The sequence below is a fragment of the Sphingopyxis sp. genome, from assembly GCF_041916015.1.
GTDB lineage: Bacteria > Pseudomonadota > Alphaproteobacteria > Sphingomonadales > Sphingomonadaceae > Sphingopyxis.
In genome coordinates this window covers 30,509-49,896 of the sequence record NZ_JAYSAH010000095.1, presented here as the reverse complement: position 1 = coordinate 49,896, position 19,388 = coordinate 30,509, and the positions used below count along the sequence as shown (strand labels likewise).

Annotated in this window: 16 protein-coding genes; 14 read left to right on the top strand and 2 right to left on the bottom strand. The window is 66.2% G+C overall.

What is annotated here, in order from left to right:
* The first annotated feature begins 331 nt into the window (after positions 1–331).
* Entirely contained in the window at positions 332–2,038 is a 1,707-nt protein-coding gene (locus ACE3SL_RS14185; RefSeq protein ID WP_374526374.1) for a caspase family protein, read from the top strand.
* Between the two features lie 172 nt (positions 2,039–2,210).
* Here ACE3SL_RS14185 and greB read toward each other — a convergent pair whose 3' ends face one another.
* Together greB and ACE3SL_RS14175 are read right to left on the bottom strand one after the other, a co-directional pair.
* On the bottom strand, positions 2,211–2,696 hold the full coding sequence (gene greB, locus ACE3SL_RS14180; protein WP_374526373.1) for a transcription elongation factor GreB: 486 nt from the start codon (positions 2,694–2,696) through the stop codon (positions 2,211–2,213).
* 6 nt (positions 2,697–2,702) lie between these two features.
* Positions 2,703–4,688, bottom strand: a complete 1,986-nt coding sequence (locus tag ACE3SL_RS14175; RefSeq protein WP_374526372.1) for a transglycosylase SLT domain-containing protein — start codon at positions 4,686–4,688, stop codon at positions 2,703–2,705.
* A 142-nt stretch (positions 4,689–4,830) separates the two neighbouring features.
* Between ACE3SL_RS14175 and dapA the strand changes: the two genes are divergently transcribed.
* The 13 genes from dapA to ACE3SL_RS14110 all read left to right on the top strand — a co-directional run bounded on the left by dapA (position 4,831) and on the right by ACE3SL_RS14110 (position 19,385).
* Positions 4,831–5,712, top strand: coding sequence for a 4-hydroxy-tetrahydrodipicolinate synthase (gene dapA, locus ACE3SL_RS14170; RefSeq protein ID WP_374526371.1), 882 nt, complete (start codon positions 4,831–4,833; stop codon positions 5,710–5,712).
* A 4-nt stretch (positions 5,713–5,716) separates the two neighbouring features.
* Positions 5,717–6,202, top strand: coding sequence for an SsrA-binding protein SmpB (gene smpB / locus ACE3SL_RS14165; protein ID WP_237838242.1), 486 nt, complete (start codon positions 5,717–5,719; stop codon positions 6,200–6,202).
* Positions 6,199–6,822, top strand: a complete 624-nt coding sequence (locus tag ACE3SL_RS14160) for a DUF2062 domain-containing protein (RefSeq protein WP_374526370.1) — start codon at positions 6,199–6,201, stop codon at positions 6,820–6,822. The genes smpB and ACE3SL_RS14160 overlap by 4 nt, the downstream gene beginning before the upstream one ends.
* Before the next feature lie 100 nt (positions 6,823–6,922).
* Complete coding sequence (locus ACE3SL_RS14155) at positions 6,923–8,977, top strand: M13 family metallopeptidase (protein WP_374526369.1); 2,055 nt, start codon at positions 6,923–6,925, stop codon at positions 8,975–8,977.
* 110 nt (positions 8,978–9,087) lie between these two features.
* The gene (locus tag ACE3SL_RS14150; RefSeq protein ID WP_374526375.1) at positions 9,088–11,448 is read left to right on the top strand and encodes a response regulator; all 2,361 of its coding nucleotides are present in this window, start codon (positions 9,088–9,090) and stop codon (positions 11,446–11,448) included.
* Positions 11,441–11,788, top strand: coding sequence for a response regulator (locus ACE3SL_RS14145; protein ID WP_374526368.1), 348 nt, complete (start codon positions 11,441–11,443; stop codon positions 11,786–11,788). The genes ACE3SL_RS14150 and ACE3SL_RS14145 overlap by 8 nt, the downstream gene beginning before the upstream one ends.
* 193 nt (positions 11,789–11,981) lie before the next feature.
* Entirely contained in the window at positions 11,982–13,058 is a 1,077-nt protein-coding gene (recA, locus tag ACE3SL_RS14140; protein WP_374526367.1) for a recombinase RecA, read from the top strand.
* A gap of 279 nt (positions 13,059–13,337) precedes the next feature.
* Positions 13,338–14,153, top strand: a complete 816-nt coding sequence (gene speB / locus ACE3SL_RS14135; protein WP_374526366.1) for an agmatinase — start codon at positions 13,338–13,340, stop codon at positions 14,151–14,153.
* Between the two features lie 18 nt (positions 14,154–14,171).
* Positions 14,172–14,798 (top strand): glutathione S-transferase family protein, encoded by a 627-nt coding sequence (locus ACE3SL_RS14130; RefSeq protein WP_374526365.1) that lies wholly within the window; start codon positions 14,172–14,174, stop codon positions 14,796–14,798.
* Positions 14,788–15,381 carry a hypothetical protein gene (locus tag ACE3SL_RS14125; RefSeq protein ID WP_374526364.1) on the top strand — a complete coding sequence of 198 codons (594 nt, stop codon included), beginning with the start codon at positions 14,788–14,790 and terminating at the stop codon, positions 15,379–15,381. Before ACE3SL_RS14130 ends, ACE3SL_RS14125 begins: the two co-directional genes overlap by 11 nt.
* 81 nt (positions 15,382–15,462) lie before the next feature.
* Complete coding sequence (locus tag ACE3SL_RS14120) at positions 15,463–16,200, top strand: hypothetical protein (protein WP_374526363.1); 738 nt, start codon at positions 15,463–15,465, stop codon at positions 16,198–16,200.
* 51 nt (positions 16,201–16,251) lie between these two features.
* The gene (alaS, locus tag ACE3SL_RS14115) at positions 16,252–18,906 is read left to right on the top strand and encodes an alanine--tRNA ligase (RefSeq protein ID WP_374526362.1); all 2,655 of its coding nucleotides are present in this window, start codon (positions 16,252–16,254) and stop codon (positions 18,904–18,906) included.
* Entirely contained in the window at positions 18,903–19,385 is a 483-nt protein-coding gene (locus tag ACE3SL_RS14110) for an SRPBCC family protein (RefSeq protein WP_374526361.1), read from the top strand. The genes alaS and ACE3SL_RS14110 overlap by 4 nt, the downstream gene beginning before the upstream one ends.
* The last annotated feature ends 3 nt before the right edge of the window (positions 19,386–19,388 follow it).

Genomic DNA, 19,388 nt, shown 5'->3' with positions numbered 1-19,388 from the left:
TTTCAGCATCGGACATCGGGGGACTTTGCGGGCGCTGCATCGCCTGCGCGGTCCCCGAAGCCAACAGCAACATTGCCAAAGTCGTCATTCGCATAGGAACCTCCGCGCTGGATCGACGCCCGTTTATGCAATAGGGATGCCATGGTTTGTGACGTGGCTCACAGCAGAAATTGCGCTTTCCTACCGTCGCTCGCAGACTTAGTCTGCAAATGACACACAGCACCCGTCATTGCGAGCGGAGCGAAGCAATCCAGGGCGTGCGTAAACCGCCCTGGATTGCTTCGCTCCGCTCGCAATGACGATCGGCAAGTTTGGGGCGGAGGGAAGGCGAATGAGGGGTGGAAACCGGCTGGGCGCGCTCGTTGCGATCCTTTTTGTTTTCTGTGTTACCCCTCGGGCCTCCGCGCAGGGCCCGTGCGGCACCGCGCCGCTGAACGGCGACCGGGTCGCGCTGCTGATCGGCAACAGCGCCTATAATGACTGGGAATGGCCGTCGCTGAAGAATGCCGTCAACGACATCGATTATGTCTGCGACGCCTTTGCCAAGGCCGGAATATCCCCGCGCATCGTCCGCAACGCCGACAAGGCCACGCTCGACGCGGACCTCGCCCAATTCGCGGACGAGGCGAAGGGCGCCAGGTCGGTGATCCTCTATTATGCCGGGCACGGCTTCGAATATGGCGGACGCAACTGGCTGGTGCCGATGGACGCCCCGCCCGCGACGCGGCGCGCCGATGTCGAGAAGCGCTATCTGTCGATCGAGGCATTGGTAAAGCGCGTCGTCCCGCCGGGCGCCTTCACCTTGCTGTTCGTCGATGCCTGCCGCACCGCCGAGCCCGTCGTCCGCGTCGAGGACGCCGATGTGGCGAAGGGCGAAGCGGGGTCGGCGCCGCTCGGGTTGCTCGACATCGGGCAGGGCGCGGTCTTCTATTCGACGGCGAAAGGTCGCCCCGCGCTCGATTATGCGCCCGTCGGATCGCCGGTCAGCCCCTTTGCGGCGGCGGTGGTCAAGGAACTCGCCATTCCGGGGCTCGAAATTTCCGACTATTTCAAGATCGTCTCGCGCGACGTCTACAAGCGGACCTATGGCATGGACCACGGGCCGCAGCAGCCCTTCCATTACGGCAGCTGGTTCGACGATTATTATCTCGTCGCCCCGCCCGAAGTGCCCGCCGAGACGCGCGGCGGGATGCTCGGGTCGTTGTCGGCGGCGCCTCCCGCTCCGCCCGCGCCTTCGGTCGCGCGCGGCGCGGCGGCAAAGCCGCTCGCGGATATCTCGCTCGACCGGCTTGCGATCGAGGACGAGCCGGTGCTGATCGCCGATGTTCTGTCGCACCATCCGGCGGCGGAGCTGGTCGCGCTCGCCGACGGCGGCGATCCGCTGGCGCAGCATCTCGCGGGCTATATGTTCTCGCTCGGCGTCGGGGTGAAGAAGGATGTGCCGCGCGCCCGTGCCTATCTCGAACGATCGGCGGCGCAGGGCTTTCCGGCGGGGCAGCAGGAACTCGCCTATCTGCTGCTCGAAAACGACCCGACGCCCGAGAATGTGAAGCGTGCCTATGACCTTTATGTCGCTTCGTCGAACGCGGGCTTCTCCAAGGCGAAGACGCATCTTGCCTATCGGCTTGCGGTGGGCACCTTCGGCCCGCCTGATTTCGCCCGGTCGCAGGCGCTTTACGCCGAGGCGGCGGCGAAGGGCCATCCGGCGGCGATCTTCGCGCTGACCGTCTTTCCCGACACGCGCGCCGCGAACATGGCGCGGCTGCGCGCGATCGCCGACGGCGGCAATCCCGAGGGTAATCACTGGCTCTGCGAAGCGCATTTCGCCGACCATACGCTGGCGCAGGCGATCGACGATTGCGGGATCGGCGCGCGCGCGGGCTTCGCGGGATCGCGCGCGATCCTCGCCTGGGCCTATGCCAAGGGCAGCGGCGTCACGGCGGACGCGAAGGAGGCGGCCTATTGGGCCAAGCTCGCGCGCGATCTGCCCGAACTCAGAAAGGATCAGCGCGAGTTGATTGCGGGAATTGGCGAATAAACCCTCTCCCCTTGGGGGAGAGGGATGCGAAGACTTGGCAGCTTGCTGCCTAGTCGAAGCCGGGTGAGGGTGAGGAGGTCGAGATCAAAAGCAACGTCGCGACCCTCATCCAACTGCGCCTAGCACCTGCGGCGCAAGGCTCCGTATCCTTCTCCCTCAAGGGGAGAAGGAATCAGCAGGGATAGCTCACCGCCATCACTTCCCACTCCTTCGGCCCCGCGGGAAGCTGCACGGTGCGAAGGTCGCCGACCGCGGCGCCGCGCAAGGCGCGGGCGAGGGGGCTGTTCCAGCCGATCCGGCCTTCGCCGGCCTCGGCCTCGTCGTCGCCGACCAAAGTGACGATGCGGCGGGCATCGTCGTAATCGGCAAGTTCGACGGTGGCGCCGAACCAGATGCGGCTCTTGTCGGGCTGCTCGGCGGGGTCGACGACGCGCGCCGCCTTCATCCGCCGCGCGAGGAACCCGAGCCGCCGGTCGATCTCGCGCAGCCGCTTGCGGCCGTAGATATAGTCGCCATTCTCGCTGCGGTCGCCATTGCCCGCCGCCCAGCTGATCACCTCGACGAGCTTCGGGCGCTCCTGCCCCAGCAGCGCGTCATATTCGGCGCGCAGCGCGGCGAAGCCCGCGGGCGAAATGATGTTGGTCTTCTCCCCCGCCACCGGCGCCTATCCCGGATTACGGCGGCCGAGGTAGAAGCTGAGCGGCGCCTTGGGCAAGCTGCGCCCGTCGCGCAGCGTATCGTAGACGACGGCATTTTCGAGCACGCGCTGGACATAGTTGCGCGTCTCGAAGATCGGGATCGCTTCGATCCAGTCGACCATGTCGATGCCGCCGCCGCGCGGGTCGCCATTGGCGCGCAGCCATTTGTTCACATTGCCCGGACCGGCGTTGTACGCCGCGACCGCAAGCGGATAGCTGCCGCCGAAATAGCTCAGCATCTGCTGGAAATAGGTCGAGCCGAGGGTCAGATTGTAATTGGTGTCGGCGGTCAGCGACCCGGCATCATAGCTCATGCCGAGCTTGCCTGCGACTTCGCGTGCGGTTCCCGGCATCAGCTGCATCATCCCGCGCGCCCCGGCATGGCTGATCGCCTGCCGGTCGAACTGGCTTTCCTGCCGCGTGATCGCGTGGATGAAGGTCCAGTTGCCTTCGTGACCGCTGGGCACGCGCACGGTCGGGAAGCCCGACACCTCGACCGCGTCGAGGCTGTTCGCCTGCGCGCTGCGCCCGATCATCACGCCGAGGTCAGGGCGTCCGATTGCGGAGGCGAGCTGGCCCGCGAGGACATGGTCGGCGGGCGTCGTCGCGCGTTGTGCGATCGCGCGCAGGAATTGCGACTGCTCGCGCCACGCCCCGATCTCGCCGAGCGCGCGTGCCGCGCGCACCAGCCGGTTGTCGTCGAAGGCCCGCCGCTCGTCGCCGTTGACCGCGATCGTCGGGTTCGGCGTCGGCTTGGGCTGCGGACGGCCGAGGCGTTCGAGCGAGAGCTGGCCGTAGAACTGGTCATAATGCTGCGCGGCATCGTTGAAATAGCGGTTCGCGGTATCGCGGTCGCCCGCCGCGAGCGCCGCCCGGCCCGCCCAGTAAAAGCCCTTGGTCCGCGTCTGCGCCGAGCGCGCCGCTTCGCCATAAGCGGCGTAGAGCCGCACCGCTTCGGCGGGACGGCCGAGGCTCTTGTAGGCAAGCTGGCCGGCAAGCCAGGCGAGCGACGTGTAATCGTCGCGCACGCCGAGCGGCGCTTCGCGGATCACCACGCCGGGCGCGAAGCTGTCGTCGATCTGCTTTGCGATATTATAGGCGGTGAGTCTGTCGCCCGCGGCATCCGCCTGCCGCGCATTGGTGAGCAGCGTCTCGATCCACTCCTCGGTATCGGTCGGCGCCCTTGCGAGCGAACGCGGCGCGGCGAGCAGCGAACGCGCTTCGCCGACGCGGCCCGCCTTGCGCAGCCAGGTCGCCTTGTCGGTGATATAGCCCGCGTCGGTGCGGAGGATCGACGGGTTCTGGCTTTCGACCGCCGACGCCTGAAACGCCGCATCGACCGCGCCGCTGCGCATCGCGAGGCGCGCCGCGAACATCGCGCGCTTTTCGGGCGAGACATAGGCGAGCTGGCGGCCCGCCGCGATCGTCGATCCGGTCCACAGCAGCCGGTCCATCCGCGCGTCATGATCGGCAGGGGTGAAGGCGCCGGGGAAGAAGCTCAGCGCGCGGCTGACCTCCATCTCGTCGATGATGCCGCCCGTCCACGCGCGGCGCGCGGCGGCATTGGCATCCTCGCGGCGGCCGGTCGCGTTGAGCGTGATCGCATAGCGGAGCTCGCCGCTTGGCGTGCGCGGCGGATAGGCCTGAAAGAAGGCGAGGGTGCGCTGCGGATCATAGCTGTCGAGCGCAATCGCCTTTTCGGCGCGCACGCGCAGCTTGTCGGCGTCGGGCCAGTCGCGGTTCGCCATCAGGAAGCGCGAAAGCTGGTCGAAGGATGCGGTGCTGGTCGCGGTCAGCCGCCGCCATTCCATCACCGCATCGCCGACCGAACTGGTCGACGGCGGCGGCCCCGACGAGGCGGCGAGCCCCATCTGGGCGCGATACCAGGCCATTTGTTCGGGGGTGAGTTCGCTGGCTTGAGCGACGGTGGGAAGGGTGAGAGCCAGGGCCAAAGCCAGGCGGGAAATCGAAGGCAGCGAAATCATGCCGGGCATCTTAGTAGCAAACTCCTTGCGGGGCGCTGAATAGGCGTCCAATAGAGAGCGCGCTTCGATCTTCTATCGGTCGAGCGGAGTCCTTGTAAAGGAGCAGAGCATGTTTTCCGGGTCGATTCCCGCCTTGGTGACGCCATTTCGCGACGGTGCGTTCGACGCCCCGGCGTTCAAACGGCTGGTCGAATGGCAGATCGACGCGGGAACGAGCGCACTCGTGCCGTGCGGGACCACCGGCGAAAGCCCGACGCTGAGCTTCGACGAACATTATCGGGTGATCGACGCCTGCATCGAGGCGGCGGCAGGGCGGGTTCCCGTGATCGCGGGCTGCGGGTCGAACGACACCGCGACCGCGATCCGCCATATGCGTTACGCCAAGAAGGCTGGCGCGACTGCGGCGCTCGTCGTCGCGCCTTATTACAACCGGCCGACGCAGGACGGGCTGCTCGCGCATTTCAGGGCGCTGGCCGATGCGAGCGATCTGCCGATCGTCGTCTATAACGTTCCGGCGCGCACCGTCACCGACATCAGCGCTGAGACGATGTGCAGGCTCGCCGAAATTCCGTCGGTCGTCGCGATCAAGGATGCGAGCGGCGACCTCGCGCGCGTTACGATCCAGCGCGCGGGGGCCGGGGCCGATTTCTGCCAGCTCAGCGGCAACGACGACCTGTGGCTGCCGCACGCAGTGCTCGGCGGGGTCGGGTGCATTTCGGTCACCGCCAATGTCGCACCGCGCCTCTGCGCCGATTTCGCCGCGGCTTGCGCGTCGGGCGACTGGTCGGAGGCGCTGGCGCTGCACGACCGGCTGTTCGACCTGCACAAGGCGATGTTCTCCGATGCCTCGCCCGGCCCGGTCAAATATGCGCTGTCGCGCATCCACGACTGGTTTTCGCCCGAAGTGCGCCTACCTATCATTCCGGCGTCCGAAGCATCGCGCAAGGCCGTCGATGCCGCATTGGTCGCGGCGGGAGTAATCCAGGTTTAATTCAATGGCCCGTCCGCAGTCCGCCGCAGAGTTCGACAAGAAGAAGGTCGTCGCCGAGAACCGGCGCGCGCGCTTCGACTATGCCATCGAGCAGGTGTTCGAGGCGGGAATCGCGCTGCAGGGGACCGAGGTCAAATCGCTGCGCTTCGGCGAGGGGACGATCGCCGAAAGCTATGCCGAGGTGACGGGCGGCGAAGTGTGGCTGATCAATGCGAACATCCCCGAATTCAGCCATGGCAACCGCTTCAACCATGAGCCGCGGCGGCCGCGCAAATTGCTGCTCAACGGGCGCGAGATCAACAAGCTGCACGCGGGCGTGATGCGGCAGGGGATGACGCTCGTCCCGCTGTCGGTCTATTTCAACAGCCGCGGCCGCGCCAAGGTCGAACTCGCGCTCGCCAAGGGCAAGAAGGCGCACGACAAGCGCGAGTCGATCAAGGAACGCGACTGGAAGCGCGACAAGGAGCGGCTGATGAAGGACCGCGGATGAGCGGGAAGGCGCCCAGGGACAAAGCGGTCGTGATGAACTGGATCCGCCGCAACTCGCCGACGCGCGAGGAATTGCTCGCGAGCCGCTTCGTCAAACCCTTCGCGCACCGCGTCGCGCACAGCCATTTGTGGCGCTTCACGCGCACGTCGGTGCGCCGCGGCACCGCGCTCGGGCTGTTTGTCGGCATCTTTTTCCTGATCCCCGGCGTCCAGATTTTGGGCGTCGCGCTGCTCGCGCTGCCGTTCCGCGCCAATATCCCGATCGGCGCGGCGATGACCTTTCTGTCGAACCCGCTCACGACGCCGCTGATCCTCGCTGCATCCGTGTGGCTCGGCAACACGCTGTTCGGCCTGCACACGCATGTCGCCGATCTCTACATTCTCTACGACGAGGGTGCGTCGCTCGGCGAATGGTGGAACTGGGTGTCGGCCAACGTCGGCCCGACGCTGCTCGGCGGGCTGGCCGGACTGTTCGTCATATCGGTCGTGTCGGCGGTTGTGGGTTATATCCTCGCCTCGCTGATCTGGGACAACTGGATTCGCCTGCGCTGGCGGCGCAAGATCCGCCGCGCCCGCGACCAACGACTTGAGGCATCGACCAGCGACACCGCCGCCGGTTGAACCCTGCCGGCCGGCGGGCCTATAGTTTACCCATCGTGAAATCGCGCCGCCTGCATCGCGGGGTGCTTTTCGCCTTATCTATTTGGGGAATATCATGATCATGAACCTTTCTGCGCGCCTGCTGGCGACCGCCGCGCTTGGCGCGATGCTGTTCGGCGCCGCGCCCGCCACCTTCGCCAAGGACAAGGCGGCGCCCGCGCCCGCCGCCGATGCCGCCGCCAAGCCCGAAATCGGCGACTTCGGCTTCGACCTTACGGGCATGGACAAGAGCGTCCAGCCGGGCGACGATTTCTATGCCTTCGCCAACGGCACCTGGGCCAAGAATACCGCGATCCCGGCCGACAAGTCGAATTACGGCATGTTCACCGCGCTCGCCGACCTGTCGCAGAAGCGCACGCAGGAGATTCTCGAGGCGGCGAAGGGCGACCCGAACAGCATGATCGGCCGCGCTTACGCCTCCTATCTCGACTCGGCGGCGGTCGAGGCGAAGGGCCTCGCGCCGATCCAGCCGTGGCTGAACAAGGTCCGCGCCGTCGACAAGGCCGGGCTCCCCGCGCTGCTCGCCGAGGCGGACCGCAGCGGCGTGTCGCATTTCTTCGGCGGCTATGTCGGGCAGGACGACAAGAATCCCGACGTCTATATCTACACGATGTTCCAAGGCGGGCTCGGCATGCCCGACCGCGATTTCTATCTGAAGGACGGCGAGCGCAACGCGAAGCTGCAGGCTGCCTACCTCAAGCATCTCGAAAATGTCCTGACGCTCGCGGGCGAAAAGGACGCTGCGGCGCGCGCCAGGGCGATCTATGATTTCGAGAAGCAGGTCGCGACCGTCCACTGGGACAAGAACGACAGCAGCGACGCGACCAAGGTCTATAACAAGATGACCGTCGCCGAGCTCGCCCAGGCGGCGCCGGGCTTCGATTGGGCCGCCTTCATCCGCGGCATCGGGGTCAAGGAAGATTCGATCCTCGTGTCGCAGCCGAGTGCGCTCACCGGCGAGGCGAAACTGATCGCCGACGCGCCGATCGGCGTGCTCCGCGATGCGCTGCTCGTCCGCAGCCTCGACGGCTTCTCGGGCGAGCTGCCCGATGCGGTCGCGCAGGAAGCCTTCTCCTTCTACGGCACAGCCCTCTCGGGCACGCCGCAGATGCAGGAGCGCTGGAAGCGCGCGGTCGATTTCACCACCAACAATATGGGTGAGGCCGTGGGCCAGGATTATGTCGCGAAATATTTCCCGCCCGAGACCAAGGCGGCGATGGACGTGCTCGTGAAGAATGTCCTCGCGGCGCTCGACACCCGCATCGGCAACCTGACCTGGATGCAGCCCGCGACCAAGGTCAAGGCGAAGAAGAAGCTTGCGAACTTCACGACCAAGATCGGCTACCCCGACCGCTGGAAGGACTACAGCAAGCTCGACATCCGCGCCGACGACCTGTTCGGCAATGCGCTGCGCTCGAACCAGTTCCAGCACGACGACAATATCAGCCGCCTCGGCGGGCCGATCCGCCGCTGGGAGTGGGGGATGACCCCGATGGAGGTCAACGCCTACGCCAATTTCGGGATGAACGAGATCGTCTTCCCTGCCGCGATCCTGCAGCCGCCCTTCTTCGATCCGAAGGCCGACGCCGCGATCAACTATGGCGGCATCGGCGCGGTCATCGGTCACGAGATCAGCCACCATTTCGACGATCAGGGCGCGAAATACGACGAGACCGGCAAGCTCGCCGACTGGTGGACGCCCGAGGACGTCAAGGCGTTCGAGGCCGCGGGCAAGGCGCTCGTCGCGCAATATAACGCCTATGAAGTGCTGCCCGGCGAGCATCTCGACGGCACCTTCACGCTCGGCGAGAATATCGGCGACCTTGCCGGCCTGACGATCGCCTACGACGCCTACAAAAAGTCGCTCGGCGGCAAGGACGCGCCGGTGATCGACGGACTGACCGGCGACCAGCGCTTCTTCCTCGGCTGGGCGCAGGTGTGGCGCCGCAACTATCGCGAACAGAATCTGGCGCAGCGGATCACCACCGACCCGCATTCGCCGTCGATCCAGCGCGCTTGGGTCTCGCGTAACCTTGACCCTTGGTATAAGGCCTATAGCGTCAAGCAAGGCCAGAAGCTCTATCTGGCGCCGAAGGATCGTGTCCGCATCTGGTGATGCGCCCATAGAAAGAGTGTCAATTGACCGCGCAAAGCCTGCCCTCCGCTGAGACCGATTTCAGCAGGGGGGCGGGCCCTGCCGCGGGCGCCTTTTCCGGGCGCGCGGCGCTGTCGCAGTTCGATCTCGCGATTCTCGCCGCCCTCGCGCTGCTGTCGGTCGGGCTGCTCTTCTGGGCGACGCGCGACGCCGTGCTGGCAGCGGGTTTCCTCGCCGGGCTCGCGGTCGCGGCGGGCGGCGTCCTGCTGGCGCGGCGGCTGTTTCCCGCGGCGATCGGCGCCGAGACGCCGCTCCCCGACTGGACGATGCTCCGCGCCGCGGTCAATCACGACGATGTCGCGATCGCGGTGACCGACCGCGGCGGGCGCCTGGTCTGCGCCAACGACCTGTTCGCGACGTGGATGGGCGGCTTCGTCACCCCGCCGGGGCTGCCGCTCGACGGGCGCGGCGCCGAGCTGCTCAAAAATGCGGGCCGGACCGCGTGGCGCGATGGTGAGGGCCGGGTCGACGAGATTGCGGTCGGGCCGTTGCAATTGCAGGCGCAGGTGATGCGATCGGGGCAGGCCGAGGATTATCTCGTCTGGCGCTTTTCCGCGCTCGAACGGCTCGACCTCGCGACCGAGGTGATGCGCCATCTCGACGGTCCCGCCGGGCGGACGCTGGGCGGAGCCGGAGTGATGGCGGCGCTGGTCAGCGCCGAAGGGCGGCTGCGCGTCGCCAACCAGGCCTTCCTGCTCCGCGCGCTCGATGAGGGCGGTCAGGCGCATTATGCGGGCCGCGATGTCGCCGCGATGCTGCGCCTCGACGATGCGGGCTCGCTCTATTTCGCGCGCGAGGGCGACCGCGCGACCCCGGTGCGGATGCTGCAAATCCCGCTCGCTCCGGCCGACAGCCACGGCCCGATGCTGCTCGCGATGCTCGACGAGGAGATGGGGCCCGCCGATCGCGGCACCGCGCAGGCCTATGTCGAGACCTTGCTCTCGCTGCTTCCCTTCGGGCTGGCACTCGTCGATCGCGACGGCCGCTTCCTCTACATGAACCGCGCCTTCGGCCGCGCCGCCGGGATCGGCGACGGCAAGCCGCCGCGCTACCCCGGCGATCTGGTGGTCGGCGAAGACAAGGGGCCGCTCGCCGACATGATCCGCCGCCACAGCAGCGGCCAGCAGGTCGGCGGCGACCTGTCGATCCGGCTGATCGGGCAGGGCGACGATCCGGTGTCGATGCGCGTCGTCGGGGTGCGGGGACTCGGCGAGGCGGCGGTGCTGCTCAGCCTCAAGGATTCGAGCGAGGAATCGCGGCTCAAGCGCCAGGTCGCGCAGGCATCGAAGATGCAGGCGGTCGGGCAGCTTGCGGGCGGCGTCGCGCACGACTTCAACAATATATTGACCGCGGTGCTCGGCGCCTGCGACCTGATGCTGATGCGCCACACCCCCGGTGACAGCGACTATGACGACATCCAGCAGATCCGCAGCAACGCCAACCGCGCCGCCAGCCTGACGCGGCAGCTGCTCGCCTTCTCGCGCCAGCAGACCTTGCGTCCGCAAATCCTCCAGCTTCCCGATGTGATTTCGGAAGTATCGCACCTGCTCAAGCGCCTGATCGGCGATACGGTGCAGCTTTCGGTCCATCATGGCCGCGGTCTCGGCGCCGTCCGCGCCGACCCCGGTCAGCTCGAACAGGTGATCATCAACCTCGCGGTCAATGCGCGCGACGCGATGGCGGGTGCGGGCACGCTGACGATCGAGACCTATCCGGTGTCGGCGGCGGACGTGCGCCAGATGGGCAATGAGTTTATGCCCCCCGCCGACTATAGCGCGCTCAAGGTCAGCGATACCGGCAGCGGCATTCCCGCCGAGGTGCTGCCCAAGATCTTCGAGCCCTTCTTCACGACCAAGGATGTCGGAAAGGGGACGGGGCTCGGCCTGTCGACCGTCTATGGCATCATCAAGCAGTCGGCGGGCTTCATCTTCGCCGACAGCAAGCCGGGGCAGACGAGCTTCACCATCTATCTGCCCGTCCACCGCGCGGGCAGCGACGCGCCGGCCACGCCTGCGCCGGCCGCGAAGCCGAAGAAGAGCCAGTGGGGCAGTGGCACGATCCTGCTCGTCGAGGACGAGGATATGGTGCGCGCGGTCGCGGAACGCGCGCTGACCCGAGCGGGTTACAGCGTCGTGACCGCCTCGCAGGGGGAAGAAGGACTGGAGCGCTTTGCTGCGATGGACAAGATCGATCTGGTCGTCAGCGACGTCGTGATGCCGACGATGGACGGCCCCGCGATGGTGCGCGCGATGCGCGCGAAGCGCCCGGCGCTGCCCGTCCTCTTCATGTCGGGATATGCCGAAGAGCAGCTCCGCCAGTCGATCAATATCGACGACGTCGCCTTCCTGCCCAAACCCTTTTCGGTGGCGCAACTGACCGAGGCGGTGTCGGCGGCGCTCGACGAGGCGGCGCATCGGGTGAACCATGGCTGAGGGGCGCATCCTGCTCGTCGAGGACGATGTGCTGATCGGCATGATGCTGGCCGATATGTTCGACGCGCTCGGCCTGCCCGAACCCGCGCAGGCGACCAGCAACGAGGAGGCGCTCGCGATCATCGGGTCCGAATCGCTCGCCGGGGCGCTGGTCGACATCAATCTCGGCGACGAAAAGGGCTGGCCCATTGCCGATGCCTTGGCGGCGCGCGGCATTCCCTTCGCCTTCACCTCGGGCGGCGGCGACGTGATTCCCGCAGACCATGCGCACCGCAAACTGGTGACCAAGCCGTTCCGGATCGGCGATATTGAGGCGGCGATTGAGGAATTCGGGGCCTGAAGCATCGCCCCCGCGCAGGCGGGGGCCGCGGTCGTCCTTGCCCGTCACTGCTGCGTAGACCTCCAGCGGCCCCCGCCTGCGCGGGGGCGACGACTATTTTTGTTCCCCTCTTGTTCCAAGGGAACAAATGTGGCACATGAGGCAGGCGTTGCGATGCTTCCACCGTCGCTCTAGAGCAGGAAAGGGACAGCAAATGGCCGGACAATTGTCACTCGTCGAATCGGGGAAATCAGTGAACGGAACGGACAGGCAGAAGGCGCTCGACGCCGCGCTCGCGCAGATCGATCGCGCGTTCGGCAAGGGCTCGGTAATGAAGCTGGGTTCGAAGGAAGCGATGCAGGTGGAGGCGATCTCGACCGGATCGCTCGGCCTCGACATCGCGCTCGGCGTCGGTGGCCTGCCGCGCGGGCGCGTCATCGAAATCTACGGCCCCGAAAGCTCGGGCAAGACCACGCTCGCTCTGCACACGCTCGCCGAAGCGCAGAAGACGGGCGGCACCGTCGCCTTCGTCGATGCCGAACATGCGCTCGATCCCGTCTATGCCCGCAAGCTCGGGGTGAACATCGACGAACTGATCGTGTCGCAGCCCGACACGGGCGAGCAGGCGCTCGAAATCGTCGACACGCTGGTGCGCTCGAACGCGATCGACGTGCTGGTGGTCGACTCGGTCGCCGCGCTCGTCCCGCGCGCCGAGATCGAGGGTGAGATGGGCGACAGCCATGTCGGCTTGCAGGCGCGCCTGATGTCGCAGAGCCTGCGCAAGCTCACCGGCTCGATCAGCCGTTCGCGCTGCATGGTGATCTTCATCAACCAGCTGCGCATGAAGATCGGCGTGATGTACGGCAATCCCGAAACCACGACGGGCGGCAACGCGCTCAAATTCTACGCCTCGGTTCGCCTCGACATCCGCCGCACCGGCCAGATCAAGAACGGCGACGAGATCGTCGGCAACACCACCCGCGTGAAGGTGGTCAAGAACAAGGTTGCGCCGCCGTTCAAGCAGGTCGAATTCGACATCATGTACGGACAGGGCATTTCGAAGATCGGCGAAATCCTCGACATCGGCGTCAAGGCCGGGCTGGTCGAGAAATCGGGCGCCTGGTTCAGCTATGATTCGATCCGCATCGGGCAGGGCCGTGAAAATGCGAAGAATTTCCTGACCGAGAACCCCGAACTTCGCGAACGGCTGGAAGCCGCGATCCGCGGCCGCACCGATGCGGTGGCCGAGGAGATGATGGCCGGCCCCGATGACGATGACGGCGATATCTGACCGTCCAGACTGACTGCCATCCGGCCGGTTTCCTCTCCTGTGAACCGGCCGGCCGACGGCGGCGGGCCCCGCGGCCTCTTTGCGGCCGCATCGCACCTGCATCAGCCCCTCTCCAGCAGGTCGGCCCGCCCGCCGTTGATCGAGTTTTTCTTGGGTCTAAATCTTTGTTTTCCGGACGTACCAGGTGACAAGTTTGACAAGTTTTCGTTGACGGGCCGGCTTTCGGGGGATCGGATCGATGATCCTTGCGTCGCCTTTGTCAGCGGTTACAAACACGCCATGCCCGCGATCCGCCTTTTCGGCCTGCCGACCGATATCAACAGCAGTTTCGAGCGCGGTGCGGCGGCGGGTCCCGCGGCCATTCGCGCCGCGCTGCGCAGCGATCGCGGCAATCTCGCCAGCGAACTCGGCCCCGAAATCGGCATCGACATCGCCTTTGCCGACGACGGCGACTTGCCGCTGACCGAAGATACCGCCCGCGACGATGCGGCGATCCGCCGCCATGTCGCGATGCTGCGCGAGGATGGCGAGGTGCCGCTCGCGCTCGGCGGCGACCATGCGGTGACCTTTCCGCTCGTCGAGGCTGCGGCTGCCTGTTTCGGCCCGGTGAATATCCTCCATTTCGACGCGCACCCCGACCTTTATGACGATTTCGGCGGCAACCCGCGCAGCCATGCCTCGCCCTTCGCGCGCATCTGCGAAGCGGGCCACGCGGCGCGGCTGGTGCAGGTCGGCATCCGCACGCTGACGCGGCATTGCCGCGAGCAGGCGGCACGATTCGGGGTCGAGATCGTGCCGATGGCGGGCTTCACGCCCGACGCGGTGCCGGCCCTCGACGGCCCGCTCTATATTTCGATCGACCTCGACGGGCTCGACCCGTCGGCGGCGCCCGGCGTCGCGCATCCCGAACCGGGCGGGTTGACGGTCCGCGAGCTGCTGGCCGTCCTCCATAAGCAGACCGCGCCGATCGCCGGTGCCGACATCGTCGAGCTCCACCCGGGCCGCGACGTGGGCGGTGTCACCGCGATCCTCGGCGCCAAGCTGGTGCGCGAACTCGCCGCGCTGATCGACCGCAACGGCCCCTGTCCGTCCTGATATCCGAAGGAGAGCGCCATGTCCCTGATCCTCCATCATCTCAATAACAGCCGCTCGCAGCGCATCCTGTGGCTGCTCGAAGAGATTGGTGCGCCCTATGAGGTCAAATTCTACGACCGCGACCCGGTCACCAATCTCGCGCCGCCCGAGCTGCTCGCCGTCCACCCGCTCGGCAAGTCGCCGGTGCTCGAGGATGAGGGGCGCACCATTATCGAATCGGCGGCGATCGTCGAATATCTTTGCGACTATCATGGCGGTGAGCGGCTGGTCCCGGCGCGCGGTACCGACGATCATGTCCGCCATCTGCAATGGATGCATTTTGCCGAGGGGTCGGCGATGACGCCGATCCTGCTCCGCGTCTACACCGCGCGGCTCGGCGAGGCCGCGGCAGCGCTCGAACCGCGCATCGCGCAGCAGCTCGATTCGCATTTCTCCTATATGGAGAGCGAGGTCGGTGAAGGCGGACATTTCATCGGCGACGAACTGTCCGCGGCCGACGTGATGCTGAGTTTTCCCGCCGAGATCGCGATCATGCAGGGCATGGCGCCGCGCTATCCGAAGCTCGCCAATTTCGTGAACATGTGCCACGACCGACCGGCGTGGCGGCGCGCGCGCGAAAAGGGCGGCGCCTATTATGGCTATTGAACGGGCGGGGCGCCTCGCCGTGCTTGCGGCGGCATTGCTCGCGGGCGTCCAGGCCTCCGCGGGCGCGCCGCCGACACTTGCGCCCGAGATCGAGCGCGAAACCATCGCCCCCGAAGGCGTGGCCTTCAAGCCGGCGCCCGCCGACGAGGAGGGCGCGATCGACCGCTTTGCGGAATATGCGAAAGCACTGGCGCGGCGCGACTTTGCCGCCGCCTATGCGATGCTGCGCCTGTCCTTCCAGGCGTCGAACCCGCGGCTCGAGTGGGAAATGAACATGCGGAAGCGCGCCGCGCTGTGGGCCGACGGCCAGATCCGCATCCTGCGCCTCAGCTGGTATCCCGATCCGCCGGGGCAGCCGGCGGGGCTCTATGCCGCCTTCGACTTCCGCGGCGACCGCACCGATGGGACGATGGATTGCGGCTATGTCGTCGTCCATCGCGCCGATCCGCTGAGCGCCTTCACCGTCGTACGCATCGACACCTCCGAAGTGCCGCCCGAGCTGATCGAGGATGGAGTCCCCAAGGCCGACGTCCTGCGGCAACTCCCATGTTATCTGGGCAAAGGCATCGCGACCGCCTTTTGACGCGCATACCGAAATTGGCCTTGCGCGGCACCGGGGCAGGACGCCATATTCGGCCGGGGTGCCGAAACGGGGGTGGGCGAAATGGTGATGATGACGATGGCGCTGCTCCTGGCGGCGTCGGCTCAGCCCGATATCCATATCGCGGCGGTTTCCGGACAGAGCTATGTCGCGTCGGTCGATACGATCGCAGCCAGCGATCTGACCCCGGTCACCGACCGGATTCGGGCTTCGGCAAAATTGCGCTGCGGCAAGCTCGACGTGCGGTTCGGCCGTTTCAAATATGACAATCGCGTCGACCTGAAGACCAATGTTTCGATGATCGACAATATGAAGCAGAATTTCTTCTGCTTCGACCCGGTGACTGACCCTTACAAGCCGGTGCCCGCCGACTGGACGGCGAGTGCGGCGGAGACGGCGAGCGCCACGGTGTTCGTCACCCGCTTCCTCGACCAGTTCGATACGGGAGATGCAGCCAGGGGGATGGCGATGATGGACCCGCTGATCGAAATCACGCGGGCCGACTGGGATGGGCTTCGCGCCGATGCGATGCGGAATCGCACCGGAGCGGGCACGATGACGCCGAAGTTCATCGCGTGGCTCAACAATCCTGATGGTGCGGCTTATCCCGGCGCCTACGCCTATTTTTCCGTGATCGATGACCATCCGGGCATCGCCGGAACCTGCGGCGGCATCTTGTTGCAGCGCGTGCGGGAGAATGAATATCGTGTCTCGCAATATGACGTGCGCTATATCGCGCAGGCGCTGGTCGAGCAGCAGGGCCTGACCGACGAGCAGCTTAATGGATTGTGCAGGCGCTGACCCCTGTGCGTAACGCTTGAGAAACGCGGCGCTCCGCACTAGATCGCGCGCATGACATCGACCAACGACATTCGCCGCTCGTTCCTCGACTATTTCGGGGAAGCGGGGCATCATATCGAGCCTTCGGCGCCGCTGGTGCCGTACAACGACCCGACGCTGATGTTCGTCAACGCAGGGATGGTGCCATTCAAGAATGTGTTCACGGGGCTGGAGAAGCGCCCGTACAGCACCGCAACCTCGTCGCAGAAGTGCGTGCGCGCGGGCGGAAAGCACAACGACCTCGACAATGTCGGCTATACGGCACGGCACCATACGTTCTTCGAGATGCTGGGGAATTTTTCCTTCGGCGACTATTTCAAGGAACAGGCGATCCACCATGCGTGGACGCTGATCACCAAGACGTGGGGGCTGGCGCCCGAAAAGCTGACCGCGACCGTCTATCATACCGACGACGAGGCGTTCGACCTGTGGCGCAAGATTTCGGGGCTTCCCGAGGAGCGGATCATCCGTATCCCGACCAGCGACAATTTTTGGTCGATGGGCGACACCGGGCCGTGCGGGCCGTGCAGTGAAATCTTCTATGACCATGGCGACCATATCTGGGGCGGCCCGCCGGGATCGCCGGAGGAAGACGGCGACCGCTTCGTCGAGATCTGGAACCTGGTGTTCATGCAGTATGAGCAACTGCCGGGCGGCGAACGGCTCGACCTGCCGCGGCCGAGCATCGACACCGGCATGGGGCTGGAACGCATCGCCGCGGTGCTGCAGGGCGTCCACGACAATTATGACACCGACACGTTCAAGGCGCTGATCGCGGCGTCGGTCGATTTGACCGGGGTGCCCGCCGAAGGGGCGACGCAGGCGAGCCACCGCGTTATCGCCGACCACCTGCGCGCATCGAGCTTTCTCGTCGCCGACGGCGTGCTGCCGTCGAACGAGGGCCGCGGCTATGTGCTGCGCCGGATCATGCGCCGCGCGATGCGCCATGCGCACCTGCTCGGCGCGAAGGACCCGCTGATGCATCGGCTGCTGCCGTCGCTGACCGCCGAGATGGGCGCAGCCTATCCCGAGTTGATCCGCGCGCAGCCCCTGATTTCGGAGACGCTGGAGCGTGAGGAGATCAAGTTCCGTCAGACCCTCGACAAGGGACTGAAGCTCCTTGACGAAGCAACGGTCGGGATGGGCAAGGGCGACACGCTGCCCGGCGATGTGGCGTTCAAGCTCTACGACACCTATGGCTTCCCTTATGATCTGACCGAGGATGCGTTGCGCGCGCACGACATCAATGTCGATCGCGCGGGCTTCGACGCGGCGATGGCGCAGCAGAAGGCGGCGGCGCGCGCGGCGTGGAAGGGGAGCGGCGAGAAGGCGTCGGACGAAATCTGGTTCGACCTCGCCGAGACGAACGGCAGCACCGAGTTCACGGGTTATACCTCGACCGCGGGCGAGGCGACGGTGATCGGGCTGGTCCGCGACGGCAAGCCGGTCGATGAGGCCAAGGCGGGCGACACGGTGGTCGTGCTGACCAACCAGACCCCCTTTTATGGCGAGAGCGGCGGCCAGATGGGCGACGCGGGGACGATCGCGACGCTGGAGGGCGCGAAGGCGAGCGTCAGCGACACCGGCAAGCCGCTCGGCCGTCTGCACACGCATCAGGCGAAGCTCGAGGTGGGGACGCTGAAGGTCGGCGATACGGTTCAGCTTACCGTCGATGCTGCGCGGCGCGACCGCATCCGCGCCAATCATAGCGCAACGCACCTGTTGCACGCGGCGCTGCGCAATCGGCTTGGCGATCATGTGACGCAGAAGGGCAGTCTGGTCGCCGAGGATCGCTTCCGCTTCGACTTTTCGCATCCCAAGGCGCTGACGCCAGAAGAGATTGCGACCATCGAAGCCGATGTGAACGCGCAGATTCGGGCGAACGAGCCGGTTTCGACGCGGCTGATGACCCCCGACGACGCAATTGCAGCGGGGGCGATGGCGCTGTTCGGCGAGAAATATGGCGACGAGGTGCGCGTGCTCAGCATGGGCAAGGCGGACGACCATAGCTATTCAGTCGAGCTTTGCGGCGGCACCCACGTTCGCGCATTGGGCGACATCGCGTTGTTCAAGATCGTCGGCGAAAGTGCGGTCTCCTCGGGTGTGCGGCGTATCGAGGCGCTCACCGGCGAGGCGGCGCGTGCGTGGCTCAACGGCCGCGACGAGGCGCTGAAGGCGGCGGCGGCGGCGCTCAAGACCTCGCCCGACGAAGTGCCGGCGCGTGTTGCCGCACTTGCCGAGCAACTCAGGAAAGCCGAGCGCGAACTGGCCGATGCCAGGAAGGCGCTCGCCATGGGCGGCGGGGCCGGCGCGGCGGCGGGGCCTGCGATCGAACAGGTCGGCGACACCGCCTTCCTTGCGCAGGTCGTCGACGGGCTCGATCCCAAGGAACTGCGCGGCACGGTCGATGGCCTCAAGAAACAGGTCGGCAGCGGCGTCGCGATGCTCGTCGCGGTCAACGACGGGCGCGCGTCGGTCGCGGTCGGAGTAACCGACGACAAGGTTGCGAGCCATAGTGCCGTCGATCTCGTCAAGGCCGCGGTCGCGGCGCTGGGCGGGCAGGGCGGCGGCGGTCGCCCCGACATGGCGCAGGGCGGCGGCCCCGACGGCAAGGCGGCGGACGACGCGGTCGCAGCGGTGATTGCGGCGCTGGCGGCAACGGTTTGAAACCGACCAGGAAAACGCGGCGCACCGATCATGCCGAACGGTTGATCGATGCGCCGCTGGTCGATGTGTTCGCCGCGTTCACCAGCGCGGAGAAGCTGGCACGCTGGTTGCCGCCCGAAGGCGCGACGGGGGAATTCGATCGTTGCGATCTGCACGAGGGCGGCGGTTTCCGGATGCGGTTGACCTTCGACGACGCGCAAGTCGAGACCAAGAGCGACGACGATAGCGATATCGTCGAGGTGCATATTCCGGTGCTCGACGACGGACGGCTGATCGTCTGGGAGGTCGAATTCGAGTCCGACGACCCGCGATTTTCGGGGACGATGGCGATGCACTGGTATCTGTCGCGCAAGGGCGGCGGCACGCTGGTGACGATCGATGCGCATCAGGTGCCGCCGGGAATTTCGGCGAAGGATCATCAGGCGGGGTTGAATTCGTCGCTGGCGAATCTGGCAGCGGTGGTGGAAGCTAGGCGTTAGTCC

Excerpts from the sequence above, each read along its gene's own strand:
- ACE3SL_RS14185 (WP_374526374.1), top strand. The coding sequence starts at position 332 with ATGAGGGGTGGAAACCGGCTGGGCGCGCTCGTTGCGATCCTTTTTGTT.
- dapA (WP_374526371.1), top strand. The coding sequence starts at position 4,831 with ATGTTTTCCGGGTCGATTCCCGCCTTGGTGACGCCATTTCGCGACGGT.
- smpB (WP_237838242.1), top strand. The coding sequence starts at position 5,717 with ATGGCCCGTCCGCAGTCCGCCGCAGAGTTCGACAAGAAGAAGGTCGTC.
- ACE3SL_RS14160 (WP_374526370.1), top strand. The coding sequence starts at position 6,199 with ATGAGCGGGAAGGCGCCCAGGGACAAAGCGGTCGTGATGAACTGGATC.
- ACE3SL_RS14155 (WP_374526369.1), top strand. The coding sequence starts at position 6,923 with ATGAACCTTTCTGCGCGCCTGCTGGCGACCGCCGCGCTTGGCGCGATG.
- ACE3SL_RS14145 (WP_374526368.1), top strand. The coding sequence starts at position 11,441 with ATGGCTGAGGGGCGCATCCTGCTCGTCGAGGACGATGTGCTGATCGGC.
- recA (WP_374526367.1), top strand. The coding sequence starts at position 11,982 with ATGGCCGGACAATTGTCACTCGTCGAATCGGGGAAATCAGTGAACGGA.
- speB (WP_374526366.1), top strand. The coding sequence starts at position 13,338 with ATGCCCGCGATCCGCCTTTTCGGCCTGCCGACCGATATCAACAGCAGT.
- ACE3SL_RS14130 (WP_374526365.1), top strand. The coding sequence starts at position 14,172 with ATGTCCCTGATCCTCCATCATCTCAATAACAGCCGCTCGCAGCGCATC.
- ACE3SL_RS14125 (WP_374526364.1), top strand. The coding sequence starts at position 14,788 with ATGGCTATTGAACGGGCGGGGCGCCTCGCCGTGCTTGCGGCGGCATTG.
- ACE3SL_RS14120 (WP_374526363.1), top strand. The coding sequence starts at position 15,463 with ATGGTGATGATGACGATGGCGCTGCTCCTGGCGGCGTCGGCTCAGCCC.
- alaS (WP_374526362.1), top strand. The coding sequence starts at position 16,252 with ATGACATCGACCAACGACATTCGCCGCTCGTTCCTCGACTATTTCGGG.